The organism is Rhodococcus sp. (in: high G+C Gram-positive bacteria), from assembly GCF_049299235.1.
GTDB lineage: Bacteria > Actinomycetota > Actinomycetes > Mycobacteriales > Mycobacteriaceae > Rhodococcus.
Map to the genome: position 1 here is coordinate 1 of NZ_JBAQXC010000019.1, position 15,086 is coordinate 15,086.

Below are 15,086 nucleotides of genomic sequence, written 5' to 3' on the forward strand. Positions count from 1 at the left end.
GGCCGGAGCCGATCCGGCGTGGGCACGCACCGCGCTGCGGCTGACCCGCGACGTGGCGGCCGCGTTCGCCGAGGACCCCGACACGCTCTGACCGTTGAGGCCGGGCGGCGGGCCGAGGGGGAGTTGGCAACCGGGAACTGTCGGGGGCCTCGACTAGGCTTCCGGGCTGTGAGCGAATCGACGGATGCAGCCATCACCGCACCTCCCGAGGCGCGTGAGCGCTGGCAACAACTCGCCGAGGAAGTGCGCGAACACCAATTCCGCTACTACGTGCGCGACGCCCCGACCATCTCCGACGGCGCGTTCGACCAACTCCTCGGCGAGTTGAACGCACTCGAAGAACAGTATTCGGAACTGCGCACGCCCGACTCGCCGACTCAGCTCGTCGGCGGCGGCTTCGCCACCGACTTCACCGCCGTCGACCACCTCGAGCGGATGCTCAGTCTCGACAATGTTTTCGACGAGGGCGAACTGCGCGGCTGGATCGCCCGCATCGAATCGGAGACCGGCAGCGACCTGCACTATCTGTGCGAGGTGAAGATCGACGGTGTCGCGTTGAACCTGGTCTACGAGAACGGCAGACTGGTGCGCGCGGCGACCCGCGGCGACGGCCGCACCGGCGAGGAGGTCACACTCAACGCCCTGACCATCGAGGACATCCCGGAACGCCTCGTCGGTACCGACGAGTTTCCGGTCCCGACTCTGCTCGAGGTGCGCGGCGAGGTGTTCTTCCGGCTCGAGGACTTCCAGGCGCTCAACGCGAGCCTGGTCGCGGAAGGCAAGGCGCCGTTCGCGAATCCGCGCAATTCCGCGGCGGGGTCGCTGCGGCAGAAGAACCCCGCGGTCACCGCCCGGCGTCGGCTCGGCATGATCTGCCACGGATTCGGGCGCCTCGACGGGTTCCAGCCGGTATCCCAGTCCGAGGCGTACACCGCGCTCGCGGCATGGGGTCTGCCCGTCTCCTCGCACACCGTCCGGGTGCAGGGCGCCGACGCGGTCGTCGAACGGATGCGCTTCTGGGGTGAGCACCGGCACGACATCGAACACGAAATCGACGGTCTCGTCGTCAAGGTCGACGAAATGTCGCTGCACCGGCGCCTCGGCGCGACCTCCCGTGCGCCGCGCTGGGCGATCGCCTACAAGTATCCGCCCGAGGAGGTCACCACGAAACTCCTCGACATCCGGGTCAGCGTCGGCCGGACCGGCCGTGTCACCCCGTTCGCGTACATGGAACCGGTGACGGTCGCCGGTTCGACGGTGTCGCTGGCGACCCTGCACAACGCATCCGAGGTGGTCCGCAAGGGTGTGCTCATCGGCGACACCGTGGTGCTGCGCAAGGCCGGTGATGTGATTCCCGAGGTGCTCGGTCCCGTCGTCGACCTGCGCGACGGCACCGAACGCGAATTCGTGATGCCCACCGAATGTCCGGAATGTGCAACATCTCTCGCGCCCGCGAAAGAGTCCGACGTCGATCTGCGGTGCCCCAATCAGCAGCACTGCCCGGCGCAACTACGCGAACGAGTGTTCCATGTCGCCGGGCGCGGCGCGTTCGACATCGAGGCGCTGGGTTACGAGGCATCCGCCGCGCTGGTCACCTCCGGTGCGATCGGCAACGAAGGCGACCTGTTCACGCTCACCGCCGACGATCTGATGACCACCTCGATCTTCCGCACCACCAAAGGTGCGCTGTCGAAGAACGGCGAGCGGCTGCTCGAGAATCTCGCAGGTGCCAAGGACAAACCGCTGTGGCGGGTACTGGTCGCGCTGTCCATCCGGCACGTCGGGCCGACTGCCGCGCGGGCACTGGCCACCGAATTCGGCAGTCTCGAACGGATCAGGGCCGCGTCGGTGGACGACCTCGCCGCCGCCCCAGGGGTCGGCCCGACCATCGCCGCGTCGATCGGTGAATGGTTCGCCGTCGACTGGCACGTCGACATCGTCGACAAGTGGGCGGCCGCGGGGGTTCGCATGGAGGACGAACGTGACGAATCGGTGGAGCGAAACCTCGAGGGCCTGTCCATCGTCGTCACCGGCAGCCTCGACGGATTCTCCCGCGATCAGGCGAAGGAAGCGATCCTGCTGCGCGGTGGCAAGGCCGCCGGGTCGGTGTCGAAGAAGACCGCGTTCGTCGTGATCGGTGACGCCCCCGGTTCGAAGGCCGACAAGGCTGCGGATCTCGGGGTCCCGATCCTCGACGAGGCCGGATTCCGCACGCTGCTCGAGTTCGGCCCGGACGCGGTGGCCGGTAGTGCGGCGGCCGACAGTGACGAGTGACGCAGGCGACGTCGAGACCTGACTGTCGTGAGGATCGCTCTCGCGGATTTGGGCGGCTGCAGAATCGGCTGTCATAGTGCAGCAATGATCGAGATCAGGCGTGTGAGCCCGGACGAGTACGAGACCGTCGGCGACCTCACCGTCGACGTGTACGTCGGTGGTGGCTTCGTCGAACCCGACGATCCGTACGTCCGCCGGCTGCGCGACACCGCCGCCCGCGACGCTCAGGCGGAGGTCGTCGTCGCGGTCGCGGACGGCGAGGTCGTGGGGTCGCTGACCCTCGCCGAACCGTCCTCGCGGCTCGCGGACATCGCCGAAGAGGGTGAACTCGAGTTGCGCATGCTGGCGGTCTCACCGAACGCGCGTTGTCGCGGTGTCGGTTCCGCTCTGATACGCCACGCCCTCGAGTCCGCCTACGAACGCGGAGACCGCGCCGTGGTGATCTCGACGGAACCGGCGATGGTCGACGCCCGCCGCATCTACGACCGCAACGGATTCGTTCCGGTCGTCGAACGCAACTGGGTGCCGGTTCCCGGCGTCGAACTGACCGCGATGGTGCGCGAACTCGTGTGACCCTGCCCAGGCCTGATCGGCCCAGTCCCGGAGGTTCAGCCCAGCACGGTCCCGATGATCCCGGCGAGGTAGCCGACCCGCGCGACTTCGGACGGCCGGAACTCCGGTCCGCCCGGACGGCCGAGCATGAGTACCCGGTTGGGGGAGCCGAGGGGTGCGGCGGCGAGCATCGTGTCCATCTGTTGCCACACCGCGGGCACCCACGAGGCTTCGTGGTCGAGTAGTTGCGGCTTCTCGAGCGGCATCCACGGCAGGTTCAACGCGTGGGTTTCCGGCGCGCCGGGACTACCCGCGACCCGGTAGGGGCCGTTCGGGCCGACCGCGATCACCGTGGCCCAGCCGACGCGCAGCACCCGCGGCGCGCCGTCGGCGAGGATCTGGAGCCGGCCGTCACGCGCGGCGGCGACCTGGTCGATCAGTTCGAGTTCACGATGGGTGTCGAGCATGCCCGCGTACGGCCGGATGGAGTCGACGGTGACGCCGTCGAGTGCTTCGGCCGCGGTGATCAGCGTGTCGGGCAGTTTGCCGGGCTCGACATCGACGACGAGGTCGTCGATGGCGAAGTCCACGCCCCGCTCGACGACGTCGAGCGACAGAATGTCCGCTCCGACCGAGCCGAGCGCGACGGCGAGGGCGCCGAGGCTGCCGGGCCGATCGGGTAGCTGGACACGCAACAGGTACGACACGTGCGTCCTTTCGGTCACCTATGGGCACAGCTGCCCCCGGTGGGGAGCGGCAGTTTCGAGGCCGCACGGCGACCCCCGACGGTCACCATCCTGTCACCTTCGCGGCGACCCCGAAATGGCAATATCGGGCGAAACGGGCGGGGGGCCGGCAAATTCCCCGGTCGCAGGCGGGCAGGAAACACGATTGCAACGCGCGTTTCGCGGCGAAGAAACGGTTCGGCCGCCCGCAGGGTCCCGCACAAGGGGTTGAGCCGGGCACGCACTAGGCTGGATGCGACGTTCGTTCTCCATGAAAGGGGTCACCGACGGTGCCTGCCATCTCCCGCGACGAGGTCGCACACCTCGCCCGGTTGTCCCGGCTCGCGCTGTCCGATGCCGAACTCGACGAGTTCGCCGGACAGCTGGATTCGATTCTCGGTCACGTCAAGGCGGTGTCGGAAGTGGCCGCGGACGATGTCACACCGATGGCCAACCCGAACGCGGTGACCAACGTGACCAGGCCCGACGTCGTCGTACCGGGCCTGACCCCCGACGAAGCGCTCTCGGGCGCACCGCTCGTCGAGGAAGGCCGTTTCTCGGTTCCGCAGATCCTGGGAGAAGGCGAATGAGCAGCGAACTGACCCGACTGTCCGCCGCCGACCTGGCGTCGAAGATCCACGCCGGTGAGGTGTCCTCGGTGGAGGTCACCCAGGCGCATCTCGACCGCATCGGCGACGTCGACGGCGACTACCACGCGTTCCTGCACATCGCCGGTGAACGGGCGCTCGCCGCGGCCGCCGAGGTCGACCGTGCGGTCGCCGCCGGAGACGGCCCCGTCTCACCGCTCGCCGGCGTGCCGATCGCCCTCAAGGACGTGTTCACCACCACGGACATGCCCACCACCTGCGGATCGAAGATCCTCGAAGGCTGGGTCGCACCGTACGACGCGACGCTGACCACGAAGCTGCGGCAGGCGGGCATCCCGATCCTCGGCAAGACCAACATGGACGAATTCGCGATGGGTTCGTCCACCGAGAACTCCGCGTACGGCCCGACCCGCAACCCGTGGGACACCAGCCGCATCCCGGGTGGTTCCGGTGGCGGCTCCGCCGCGGCACTCGCGTCGTATCAGGCGCCGCTCGCGATCGGTACGGACACCGGCGGCTCGATCCGCCAGCCCGCCGCTGTCACCGCGACCGTCGGCACCAAACCCACCTACGGCACCGTGTCCCGGTACGGCCTGGTGGCGTGCGCGTCGTCGCTGGACCAGGGCGGACCGTGCGGCCGCACCGTTCTCGACACCGCGCTGCTGCACGAGGTCATCGCCGGGCACGACCCCCGCGACTCCACCTCCGTCGACGCCTCGGTCCGACCGGTCGTCGAGGCGGCCCGCCGGGGCGCGGCCGGCGACCTGACGGGTCTGCGGGTCGGTGTCGTCAAGGAACTGCACTCGGACAGCTACCAGCCCGGCGTCATCGCCTCGTTCGACGCCGCCGTCGAAACCCTGACCAAGCTCGGCGCCGAAGTCGTGGAGGTGTCCTGCCCGCACTTCGAGTACGCGCTCGCTTCCTACTACCTGATCCTGCCGTCCGAGGTGTCCTCGAATCTCGCGCGGTTCGATGCCATGCGTTACGGCATGCGCGTCGACGACGGCACCATGAGCGCCGAACAGGTCATGGCCGCCACCCGCGCCGCGGGTTTCGGCAAGGAAGTCAAGCGGCGCATCATGATCGGCACCTACGCGCTGTCCTCGGGCTACTACGACGCCTACTACGGTCAGGCGCTGAAGGTCCGCTCGCTCATCGCGCAGGACTTCGACAAGGCGTACGAGCAGGTCGATGTCCTGGTGTCGCCGACGAGCCCGTTCACCCCGTGGAAGCTCGGCGACAAGGTCGACGATCCGCTGGCGATGTACCTGTCCGACCTGTGCACCCTGCCGACCAACCTGGCCGGGCACTGTGCGATGTCGGTGCCGTCGGGTCTCTCCGACGACGACGGCCTGCCGGTCGGTCTGCAGATCATGGCGCCGGCGCTGGCCGACGAGCGCCTGTACCGCGTCGGCGCGGCCTTCGAGGCGGCGCGCGGCCCGGTTCTCGTCTGATCCCGACCGGGCAGGGTCACGGCGCGACGCACCGGGCCTGGTCGGGCCCGTAGCGATGCCCGTGACCCGGTGCCGCGTCCAGCGCGAACAGCAGATCCACCGAGGTCTGCACGAACCCGACGACCGGTAGCCACGCGGGCTGCGGGGCGTCGACGCGGGCGCGGGACAGGTCCGGCGGAGACCACAGCAGCGACGGCTGCCAGCGGATCACCGGATCCGACGAATTCGCCAGCACCGTCCCGCCGTCCGGGCGCACCGATCCGGCCGGCGGACCCGCCCACAACGCGTCGCACGGCCCCGGCGCGGGGAGTCCGTCGAAGGCGGCGCCGGCACCGATCGCGCCGAGGCTCTGCCCGTACACGTGCAGTTCCGGACGGTGCGCCGGATCCAGTGTGGCCAGATGCGAGCGGACCGCGGTCACCAGTGTGGTGGCCGCGTCGAGCGCGGCATCACGGTCCAGCATGAACGTCACCCAACTCGGAGCCGACGAATACTGTGTCGCCACCAGGGCGACGTCGTCGCCGTAGACGGTTTCGAAGCCCGCCACCGCGTTCGCGTCGATCCAACCGGAACCGGTCGGTACCGCAACCACCACGTGCCCACGATCGAAACCGCCGGCCCGGTCCAGTTCCCGCACCGCCAGCGCGGCACGCGCCCGCGTATCCGGCGCCGAATCCACACCCACATACGTGCGAATCGGGGACCCGGCCGAATCGAGCGCCACGAAACGGCGGCCCTGCTCGCCGAGGGTGTCCCACGACACCAGTGAGGACGGTGCGCCGGATACCCCCGCCGACAGCGGCGGCGCCGCGGCGGACGCGAGTGCCGCCGGTGCGACACCGGTCGCGGCGGCGTATCCGGCGACTGCGATCGCCGCGGCTGCCGCGATCGACCGCGCGGGTCCGACGCGGTACACGCGTGCGGCGGCACCGAGGCCGACGACCGAACCCACGATCAGGGCGGCGACGGACGCGACCGTCACCCAGTGCACGATGCCGACCGGATCGACACCCATCGCGGCGCGAAGGCCGTTCTGCCACCGGTCCGCCGCGAGTATCGCCGCCCCGCACAGCACAGCTGCCGAGCCTGCCGCGCTCTGTCTAACGCGAAGCGACGTGAAATGGTCTGTGCCACATGTTCTTGCGCGAACAGTTCGGGAGGCGGCGAGCAACCCGAGTCCGCACAACACCGACACCGCGGTGAACACCGCCTGCGTCACAGCGGGCCGCGGTAACAGCGACGGGGCCAGCGAGACCCACACCGACACGGTCATCATGATCGCCGTCGACACGCGCGGGTACGTCGGCGCGTGCGCGAACGGGATCAGCGAGATCGGCGAGGGTGCAGTGCTCGACGTCGGCGACCAGACGACATCCGCGCTCACGAGCGCACCCGCAGCCCCGCGACTCCCACGACGAGGGCCGCACCCAACCCGAGCAGGATCGGCAGCGGCGACTCCGGACTCGGCGGCCGATACTGCTGCCGCCACGAATTGATCCGCACCGCAACCGAGGCGACCTCGGCGACGACAGCACAGCCCGGATCGGCATCCGGTGCCGCCGCGCACGCCGTGCGCAGGTCCCGGGTCAGATTCCGATCCAGTGCGCGTCGCGCGTCGGGGCGCAGTTCGGCACCGGAGTCTCCGGCGAACCGCAGCAGGTCGTATCCGAGATCGTGGGTGCGGCAGGCCGGTTCGAAAAGCGCAGGCAGAGGTACCGGCGACGAACACGAACCGTGCGGATCACTCAGTCGCTCCCCGCCCCCGGCCGCGGGTTCGCGGATCGGGCGGTAGTGCATCGCCGCGCCGAAATCCGACGGGAACGCGGCACTCGCCGCGTCGGTATCGCCCGAGCCCATCGCGGCCACGGTGGCCGCGGCGGCGGGATGCCCGGCGACGGCCGGAATCTCGGTGACGGGGGAGCCGGCGGCACCCACACAGGCGCAGGCGGCGAGGGCACCGATGGCCGTTGCGGTCCGGGCCTTCGCGGATCGGATGATCATGGACATCGACGCTACGAACGCCGCACCGATGTCCGGATCACCCGACAGGCCCGTTCGCGACGGGCGGGGGCATACCGTGGCGGTAGCCGGATATCACTCCCCGGTATGACGACACTCGGCGTCGCGGAATCTAGCGTGGGAGCTGTGAAGTCGTTGGTACCTGAGGGTGTCCGAAGCAGTGCGAACCTGTCGGCCCGGTTCGCGCGTGGCCGCGGGTGGGACGTCGTGATCGTCGCGGTCACCCTGATCCTGTATTCGATCGCGTGGCCGACCCTCCAGGTCACGCATGAGGTGCCGGCGGCGCTGATGCCGATCATCTCCGGGCTGGCGGTGTTCCCGTTCCTGCTGGTCCGGGCGCAACCGGCACTGGGCTGGTCGATCTCGGCGGCCGCGGCGATGGTCGTGCCGTGGGCGTTCGACCGCGTCCCCGGCTACGACTTTCCCTGGCAGGTCGTGCATCTTCTGGTGCTGCTGGCCCTGCTGATCGCGGTGTGCGTGCACGACGAGATCCGCATCGTCGCAGTCGTCTGGCTCGCGACCGTCCTGCTGTTCTTCGCCTACACCCCCGGCAACGACGGGTGGGGCTGGGCGATCGGCATCACCGCGATCGTGGCGTTCGCGCTGCTCGTGCGCTGGCTGGTGCTGTCGCGTCGCCAGCTCGCCCGCGAGGAGGAGGTGAGCGAACTCGAACGCGCACGCCGCGCGGTGCTCGAGGAGAAGGCGCGGATCGCCCGCGACCTGCACGACATCGTCGCGCACCACATGTCCCTGGTCGTGGTGCAGGCACAGAGCGCCCCGTATCGGTTGCCGGACGTCTCCGACGAGTCGCGCGCCGAGTTCGAGTCGATCGGGTCGCTCGCGCGGGAGGCACTGAACGAGGTTCGCGGCATGCTCGGTGTGTTGCGCAGTGACGGCACGCTGCCGGAGAACGCGCCGCAGCCCGGCGTGGGCAGGCTCGAGGAACTGTTCGTCGCGTCGCGTCGCGCCGGGGTCGACCTGACCGCCCGGATCGAGGGGGACACCACGTCGGTGTCCGACGGCGCGGGACTCGCGGTGTACCGGATCCTGCAGGAATCGCTTGCCAATGCCGCCCGGCACGCCCCGGGATCGGAGGTGTCGGTGCAGATCGTGTGCGGTGCGGAGCAGGTGGAGGTGACGGTGTGCAACGGCGCCGCCGCCGACGACGGTATCGACCGGCCGGTCACCCAACCGGAACTCGGCGGTGGAAACGGCATCCGCGGCATGTCCGATCGGGCCGCGTCGGTCGGCGGTCGACTGCACGCACATCCGCGACCCGACGGGGGATTCGAGGTGTCGGCGACGCTGCCGCGTGTACCCGCGGCATAGGCTGGGGGACGATGCCTCAACCACCTGCACCCATCACCGTGTTCATCGCCGACGATCAGGCCATGGTTCGCCAGGGCTTCGGCGCGCTGCTCGCCGCGCAACCCGACATCAGCGTGGTCGGCGATGCCCCGGACGGGAAGGTCGCGGTGAGCGAGGTTGCGCGGCTGCGGCCGAATGTGGTGCTGATGGATGTGCGGATGCCGGAGATGAACGGTCTCGACGCGGCCCGCAGTATCCTCGCCGACCGCCGGGAACCCCGCTCGAAAGTGTTGATGCTCACGACATTCGATTTGGACGACTACGTGTACGAGGCGCTCGGTATGGGTGCGAGCGGCTTCCTGCTCAAGGACGCCCCCGCCGACGAACTCGTGCGGGCCGTTCGGGTCGTCGCCGACGGGCAGGCGCTGCTCGCGCCGACCGTCACACGGCGGCTCATCGCCGACGTCACGAAGCGCCGGGTGCCACGACGCAGCACCGCCCTCGATGCATTGACCCCGAGAGAAACCGAGGTGCTCGAACTCATCGCGCACGGGCTGTCGAACCAGGAGATCGCCGAGAAGTTGTTCGTCGCCGAGCAGACCGTGAAGACGCATGTCGGCAAGGTGCTCGGCAAACTGCACCTGCGTGACCGCGCGCAGGCGGTCGTGGTGGCCTACGAGTCGGGTCTCGTGGTGCCCGGCTGACACGAGCGTGAGCCGGGCACCGGATCGCTACGCGCGTACCGCGGCTGTGTCGGAAGCCGCTGGGTCGGAAGCGGCTGTGGCGGTGCCGGAATCCGCTGCGACGTCCTGCTGAAGTCCGCCCTGCGCGGGGGTTCGTCCGTGTTTCATGATCAGCACGACGACCAGTCCGACGGCGCCGACCAGTGCGGCGAAGAGATAGCCCCGGGTGATCGCTTCGTCGGCGTAGAGCACCGCGTGGGTCTGCGGATTCACCGTGAGAACATGATTCGACATCACCACACCGGTCAGTGTGGTGGCGATACCGCCGGCCAGCAGGGCACCCATCCCGCCGATCGTGTTGCCCACACCACCCTGCGATGCGGGCAGTGCGTCCTGAATGAGATTCGCGTTCGACGACTGCAGGAAGCCGACCGCGAAACCGGCGGTGACGCTCATGATCGCGACCTGCCATTGCAGGGTGAACAGGCGCGAGCCGAGGAACATGACGCCCAGGAACAGGATCGCCGCGGCGAGCAAGACGTACCGTGCACCGATGCGCCGGGAGAGGAATCCGCCGAGTGGTCCCGTGAACATCGCGACGATGCCCAGCGGGAAGATCCAGATGGCCAGTTCGGTGGCCGACAAGCCGGAGCCGTAGCTGATCCCCGGAAGTCCGGCGGGTGTCTGCAGCATCGTCGGAACGATGAGCGCGTGCGCGTTCATCATGTACGAGACGCACGAGACAGCGAGAATGGTCGGCCCGAATTTACTGCCCAGCAGCACCTTCAGATCGATCAGTGGACTGGAGGCGATGCGCTGCCGCCACACGAACGCCACCAGCATCGCCGCGCCGGCGGTCAACACCGCGAGCGTGGTCGGCGACATCCATCCCCACTGGTTGCCCTTCCCGACGCCGACGAGCACGACCGCGATGCCAGGGCCGAGCAGGGCGGTGCTCACGTAGTCCACCGGCCGATCGACGCGCACCGGACTCTCCGGAACGACCAGCGCATAGATCGGCAGCAGGGCGACCACGTAGATCGCCATGAACCAGAAGATTCCCCGGAATCCGGGACCGTCGATCAGCCAGCCCGCGATGAACGGACTTGCGATGGCGGACATGCCGATTCCGGTGACCACCACGCCGAGTGCCACGGGCACCAGGTCCCGCGGGATGATGTCGCGAACGAGCCCGTAGGAGATCGCGACGATGCCCACCAGCGAACCCTGAAGCAGACGCCCGGCCAGCAGCATCGGCAGCGACGTGGACAGTGCACATACGACGCTACCCGCGACGAACACGCCGGCCATCACGATGATGATTCGCTTCTTGCCCCACTTGTCCGACGCTTTGCCCACCAGCGGACTGACCGTCGCGCCGGCGAGTGTCACGATCGAGACGACCCATGCGATGTCGAGGGTCTGGAACTCGGGAACCATGTGTGGCAGTGCGGGGAGCACCATCAGGATTTCGAAGGTGGCCATCTCCGACAGCAGAACGATGAGTGCCAGGACGGCAACTATCCGCCCACGGCTCATCGACACAGATTCGGCATTCACTTCGTGCACTCGTCCTGTCCGGCGCCGACACCGACCGGTCTGTCGCCGACGATCGAGATGCGGTCCATCACCCGGCGGGCCGGATAGTAGTCGCTCGATGCGTAGTGCTGACACGTGCGGTTGTCCCAGAATGCGATGGTGTTCGGCTGCCAGCGCAGCCGCACCTGGAGTTCGGGGCGCATCACGTGGCGGTACAGCAGGCGCAGCAGTTCGTTGGACTCGTCCTCGGTGACACCGAGGACGCGCTGGGTGAATGCGGCGTTGACGAACAGCGCCCGCCGTCCCGTCTCGGGGATCACCCGCACGACCGGGTGCGCGACCGCAGGGAATTGGGGACGCAGCGCTTTCACGGCGTCGTCCGGCATCGCGGAACCGAACGAGACGATCCAGTCGTGCTCCGCCTCCAGACGGTCGATTCTCGCCTGGATGTCTTCGGGCAGCAGGTCGTAGGCCGCACCCATGTCCGCCCACAGCGTGTCCCCACCGACCGGGGGGACCTCGACGGCACGCAGAACCGCTGCGAACGAAGGAAATTCGTGCCAGGTGACGTCGTTGTGCCAGATGTTCTCGGCGCCGACCGCGGTTGCATCCTTCGCGAGCGTGGTGACATCGACATCCGACTGTCCGGGTTGGGTGAACTTGAAGAACGGGTGCTGCTCGAGTTCGCCCCATCGTGCGGCGAAAGCGCGATGGTCCGCGCGTTCGATGTCCTGGTCCCGGAAGAACAGCACCTTCCATTCGAGGAGAGCTCGGCGGATTTCGGCGATCACATCGTCGGTGAGGTCGCCGCCGAGTCGGATTCCGGTGATCTCGGCCCCGATCGTCGGGGTCTGCGGTTCGAGCGAGAACAGTTCGTAGGGACGATCGTCGACGCCGGCGGCGGTTCGGGGGGCGACCAGGGGGCCGAAGCACGCGAGCGGGTCGGTCGGCATGGTCACGCCTGTTGCGGGAAGCGCATAGGTCACGGAGTGGCTCCTGGAAATTCGGTGGTGGTTTCGGAAACTGTGGTATCGGAAGTGGGGGCCTCCAGCATGGCGACGCACGTGTCGACGAGGTCCGACACGATGGCAGCGGTGCGCGCGGGGGTGCTGTCGACGCCTTCTCGTGCGGCCAGGATGGTCATGCTGAACATGACGATGTTGTCGGTACGCCACGCGGCGATCTCGCTCGGCGCCGGGCAGAGATCAATCATCAGTTGATGTGTGTGCCGGTAGGTTTCGGCGCGCAGATGCTTCTGAACGAGATATGCGAGAGCGGGGTCGAACATTGCCTGGACGAGGAAGCGGGCGTATCGGCTGCCCGGCCGTCCGATCGTCTCGGCGGCCAGCGGCCGGATGAGCGCCTGCACTGCCTGACGGATCGTGAGAGGAGCGTCGAGCCGCTCCAACTCCGCGAGCAGTTCCTGCCGGCGGGTGTCGACGCGCGACATGCGGAACTCGACGACGGCCTCGATGAGGCCCTCGCGGGAACCGAAATGGTATTTCGCCGCCGACTTGTTGGATTGGTCGGCGGCGATCTGCACGTCTTTGAGCGTCAACGCGGGCATTCCGCGTTCCGCGATGATCTGTTCGGCTGCTTCGATCATCGCCAGCCGTGCTGTGGTCTCGGTCACAAATTCGAGATTAAGGTTCCAGCCTTACTTCGTCAATAGTTCGGATCCGCGAGATTTCAACGACGATCGGTCGGCAGACAGCGCAGAACGGACCGGGCGCCACGACCGCGCCCGATCCGTTCTGTATTCGAGAGGTGAATGCTGCTGTATCAGACCGATTCCGTCTCGCGTGCCGGTGCGATCTCGACCGCGGCGCGTTTCGGCCGGGTGCGAACATGGGTGGTATAGATGGCCAGGCCGACGAACACCACACCGCCGACGAGATTGCCGAGGACCGTGGGAATCTCGTTCCACACGAGGTAGTCGACGAGAGTGAAATCGGCACCGAGCAGCAGACCGGCCGGGAATAGGAACATGTTGACCACGGAATGCTCGAAACCCATGTAGAAGAACAACATTACCGGCATCCACATGCCCAGCACCTTGCCGGTCACGTGCTTCGACATCATCGCGGCGACCACACCGGTCGAGACCATCCAGTTGCACAGCACACCGCGCAGGAACAAGGTGGCCATGCCGGCGGCGCCGTGCTCGGCGTATCCGAGGGTGCGCCCCTCGCCGATGTGCATGAGTTTCTCGCCGACCTCACCGGGCCCGATCGAATAGCCGTAGGTGAGGACGAACGTGATGATGACGGCGACGGTGAACGCACCGGCGAAGTTGCCGAGGAACACCAGCCCCCAGTTGCGCAGTATGGCGCCGATCGTGACGCCCGGTCTGCGATCGAGATACGCGATCGGCGCGAGAGTGAAGACGCCGGTGAGCAGGTCGAAACCGAGCAGATAGAGCAGGCAGAAGCCGATCGGGAACAGGGCGGCACCGAGCAGGGCGTTGCCGGTCTGGACGGTGACGGTGACCGCGAACGCCGCCGCGAGTGTGAGCAGCGCACCGCCCATGAACGCGCGGATCAGAGTGTCGCGGGTGGACGTGAGGACTTTGCTATGGCCGGCGTCGACCATTGCGCGGGCCAGCTCGGCCGGCGGGACATAGGACACGGCAAACCTCCTGTGGGATCGGAGAAAGTGTCCGGGGTCATGGTGTCCGGCGTGTTGCTTCATCGTTAGTGCACGTTGCGTTCCGCTCAGCGTCACCGCAGATTCGTTGTGAGACTTCGCAGCAAGTAACGTCGTTGATCGAGATGACGCTCACGCCTGTTGCGGGCAGGATGACAGGAGCGATAGGGATCCGCGACAGCAGGAGGCGTACATGACGAAGGTCGGGATTCTCACCAGTGGTGGAGACTGCCCCGGACTCAACGCGGTGATCCGAGGAGCCGTCCTGAAAGGGGAGACGGTGCACGGCCAGGAGTTCGTCGGATTCCTCGACGGCTGGCGCGGACTCGTCGAAGGCGACGCGATACCCCTCGACCGCAGTTCGGTGCGAGGCCTGTCGAGTCAGGGCGGCACCATCCTCGGAACGAGCCGATTCGGCCCGTACCAAGGTCCGCAGGGGGGCGCGCAGAACATTGCCCGCACCCTCGACACGCTCGGTGTCGACGCGGTCGTCGCGATCGGTGGGGAGGGCACCGCGGCGGCGTCGAAACGGTTGTTCGAGGAAGGTATCCCGATCGTCGGGGTCCCCAAGACGATCGACAACGATCTCGGCCGCACCGACTACACGTTCGGATTCGACACGGCCGTCGAGATCGCCACCGTCGCCATCGACCGGTTGCGCACCACCGGCAACTCACACAAACGGTGCATGGTACTCGAAGTGATGGGCCGCCACGCCGGGTGGATCGCCCTGCACTCGGGAACCGCGGGCGGCGCCCACGCCATCCTCATTCCCGAAAACCCGGAAAGCATCGACCAGATCTGCACGTGGGTCACCAGTGTGCGCGACCGCGGCCGCGCCCCGATGGTCGTCGTCGCCGAAGGATTCACCCTGCCGGACATGGCCGAAGCACACTCACACAAGGGCCTCGACGGGTTCGACCGCCCACGGCTCGGCGGTGTCGCCGAGATCCTGGCGCCGATGATCGAGGAACGCACCGGCATCGAGACCCGCGCGACGGTGCTCGGGCACATCCAGCGCGGGGGAGTGCCCACCGCCTTCGACCGGGTCCTCGCGACCCGGCTCGGCATGGCCGTGACCGATCTCGTCGCCGACGAAGACTGGGGACACATGGTCGCGCTGCACGGAACCAGCATCGCCCGGGTCGGGTTCGACGAGGCGCTCGCCCATCACAAGCTGGTGCCCGCCGACCGGTATCAGGAGATGCGCGTTCTGTTCGGCTGACTGCGCAAGACGACAGGCCACTGGTGGTGGCGAGGGCGGAGGCGGCGACGTCT

General features: G+C 67.9%; 14 protein-coding genes. 7 read left to right on the plus strand and 7 right to left on the minus strand.

Annotation, left to right across the window (positions count from 1 at the left end; all coding sequences use genetic code 11):
• Positions 1 to 168: 168 nt before the first annotated feature.
• Together ligA and WAX14_RS01265 are read left to right on the plus strand one after the other, a co-directional pair.
• On the plus strand, positions 169 to 2,274 hold the full coding sequence (gene ligA, locus WAX14_RS01260; RefSeq protein ID WP_422626284.1) for an NAD-dependent DNA ligase LigA: 2,106 nt from the start codon (positions 169 to 171) through the stop codon (positions 2,272 to 2,274).
• An 84-nt stretch (positions 2,275 to 2,358) separates the two neighbouring features.
• Positions 2,359 to 2,847, plus strand: coding sequence for a GNAT family N-acetyltransferase (locus WAX14_RS01265; RefSeq protein WP_422626285.1), 489 nt, complete (start codon positions 2,359 to 2,361; stop codon positions 2,845 to 2,847).
• Positions 2,848 to 2,882: 35 nt separating this feature from the next.
• On the opposite strand, the gene WAX14_RS01270 is transcribed toward WAX14_RS01265, so the two are convergent.
• Positions 2,883 to 3,533, minus strand: coding sequence for an amino acid-binding protein (locus WAX14_RS01270; RefSeq protein WP_422626328.1), 651 nt, complete (start codon positions 3,531 to 3,533; stop codon positions 2,883 to 2,885).
• 308 nt (positions 3,534 to 3,841) lie between these two features.
• Here WAX14_RS01270 and gatC point away from each other — a divergent pair, with 308 nt between their 5' ends.
• The gene (gatC, locus tag WAX14_RS01275; protein ID WP_422626286.1) at positions 3,842 to 4,141 is read left to right on the plus strand and encodes an Asp-tRNA(Asn)/Glu-tRNA(Gln) amidotransferase subunit GatC; all 300 of its coding nucleotides are present in this window, start codon (positions 3,842 to 3,844) and stop codon (positions 4,139 to 4,141) included.
• The gene (gatA, locus tag WAX14_RS01280) at positions 4,138 to 5,613 is read left to right on the plus strand and encodes an Asp-tRNA(Asn)/Glu-tRNA(Gln) amidotransferase subunit GatA (protein ID WP_422626287.1); all 1,476 of its coding nucleotides are present in this window, start codon (positions 4,138 to 4,140) and stop codon (positions 5,611 to 5,613) included. Before gatC ends, gatA begins: the two co-directional genes overlap by 4 nt.
• A 16-nt stretch (positions 5,614 to 5,629) precedes the next feature.
• Here the strand turns inward: gatA and WAX14_RS01285 are convergent, their stop codons facing one another.
• A complete protein-coding gene (locus WAX14_RS01285; protein WP_422626288.1) occupies positions 5,630 to 6,997 on the minus strand; it encodes an alpha/beta-hydrolase family protein in 1,368 nt (455 codons plus the stop codon).
• Entirely contained in the window at positions 6,994 to 7,614 is a 621-nt protein-coding gene (locus tag WAX14_RS01290) for a hypothetical protein (protein ID WP_422626289.1), read from the minus strand. Before WAX14_RS01290 ends, WAX14_RS01285 begins: the two co-directional genes overlap by 4 nt.
• Positions 7,615 to 7,719: 105 nt before the next feature.
• On the opposite strand from WAX14_RS01290, the gene WAX14_RS01295 reads away from it, so the two are divergent.
• Both WAX14_RS01295 and WAX14_RS01300 read left to right on the plus strand, forming a co-directional pair.
• Positions 7,720 to 8,961 (plus strand): sensor histidine kinase, encoded by a 1,242-nt coding sequence (locus tag WAX14_RS01295; RefSeq protein ID WP_422626290.1) that lies wholly within the window; start codon positions 7,720 to 7,722, stop codon positions 8,959 to 8,961.
• An 11-nt stretch (positions 8,962 to 8,972) separates the two neighbouring features.
• A complete protein-coding gene (locus WAX14_RS01300; protein WP_422626291.1) occupies positions 8,973 to 9,644 on the plus strand; it encodes a response regulator in 672 nt (223 codons plus the stop codon).
• A gap of 27 nt (positions 9,645 to 9,671) precedes the next feature.
• Here WAX14_RS01300 and WAX14_RS01305 read toward each other — a convergent pair whose 3' ends face one another.
• From WAX14_RS01305 to WAX14_RS01320, 4 genes are all read right to left on the minus strand, one after another.
• Positions 9,672 to 11,162: an MFS transporter gene (locus tag WAX14_RS01305; RefSeq protein ID WP_422626292.1), complete on the minus strand. Its 1,491-nt coding sequence runs from the start codon at positions 11,160 to 11,162 to the stop codon at positions 9,672 to 9,674.
• 17 nt (positions 11,163 to 11,179) lie between these two features.
• Positions 11,180 to 12,115 (minus strand): TauD/TfdA dioxygenase family protein, encoded by a 936-nt coding sequence (locus WAX14_RS01310; RefSeq protein WP_422626329.1) that lies wholly within the window; start codon positions 12,113 to 12,115, stop codon positions 11,180 to 11,182.
• 29 nt (positions 12,116 to 12,144) lie between these two features.
• Complete coding sequence (locus tag WAX14_RS01315; RefSeq protein WP_422626293.1) at positions 12,145 to 12,795, minus strand: TetR/AcrR family transcriptional regulator; 651 nt, start codon at positions 12,793 to 12,795, stop codon at positions 12,145 to 12,147.
• A 149-nt stretch (positions 12,796 to 12,944) separates the two neighbouring features.
• Complete coding sequence (locus WAX14_RS01320; RefSeq protein ID WP_422626294.1) at positions 12,945 to 13,790, minus strand: formate/nitrite transporter family protein; 846 nt, start codon at positions 13,788 to 13,790, stop codon at positions 12,945 to 12,947.
• 211 nt (positions 13,791 to 14,001) lie between these two features.
• On the opposite strand from WAX14_RS01320, the gene WAX14_RS01325 reads away from it, so the two are divergent.
• On the plus strand, positions 14,002 to 15,033 hold the full coding sequence (locus WAX14_RS01325; RefSeq protein ID WP_422626295.1) for a 6-phosphofructokinase: 1,032 nt from the start codon (positions 14,002 to 14,004) through the stop codon (positions 15,031 to 15,033).
• Positions 15,034 to 15,086: the final 53 nt, after the last annotated feature.

Excerpts from the sequence above, each read along its gene's own strand:
- WAX14_RS01265 (WP_422626285.1), top strand. The coding sequence starts at position 2,359 with ATGATCGAGATCAGGCGTGTGAGCCCGGACGAGTACGAGACCGTCGGC.
- gatA (WP_422626287.1), top strand. The coding sequence starts at position 4,138 with ATGAGCAGCGAACTGACCCGACTGTCCGCCGCCGACCTGGCGTCGAAG.
- WAX14_RS01290 (WP_422626289.1), bottom strand. The coding sequence starts at position 7,614 with ATGATCATCCGATCCGCGAAGGCCCGGACCGCAACGGCCATCGGTGCC.
- WAX14_RS01295 (WP_422626290.1), top strand. The coding sequence starts at position 7,720 with ATGACGACACTCGGCGTCGCGGAATCTAGCGTGGGAGCTGTGAAGTCG.
- WAX14_RS01300 (WP_422626291.1), top strand. The coding sequence starts at position 8,973 with ATGCCTCAACCACCTGCACCCATCACCGTGTTCATCGCCGACGATCAG.
- WAX14_RS01305 (WP_422626292.1), bottom strand. The coding sequence starts at position 11,162 with ATGAGCCGTGGGCGGATAGTTGCCGTCCTGGCACTCATCGTTCTGCTG.
- WAX14_RS01310 (WP_422626329.1), bottom strand. The coding sequence starts at position 12,115 with ATGCCGACCGACCCGCTCGCGTGCTTCGGCCCCCTGGTCGCCCCCCGA.
- WAX14_RS01325 (WP_422626295.1), top strand. The coding sequence starts at position 14,002 with ATGACGAAGGTCGGGATTCTCACCAGTGGTGGAGACTGCCCCGGACTC.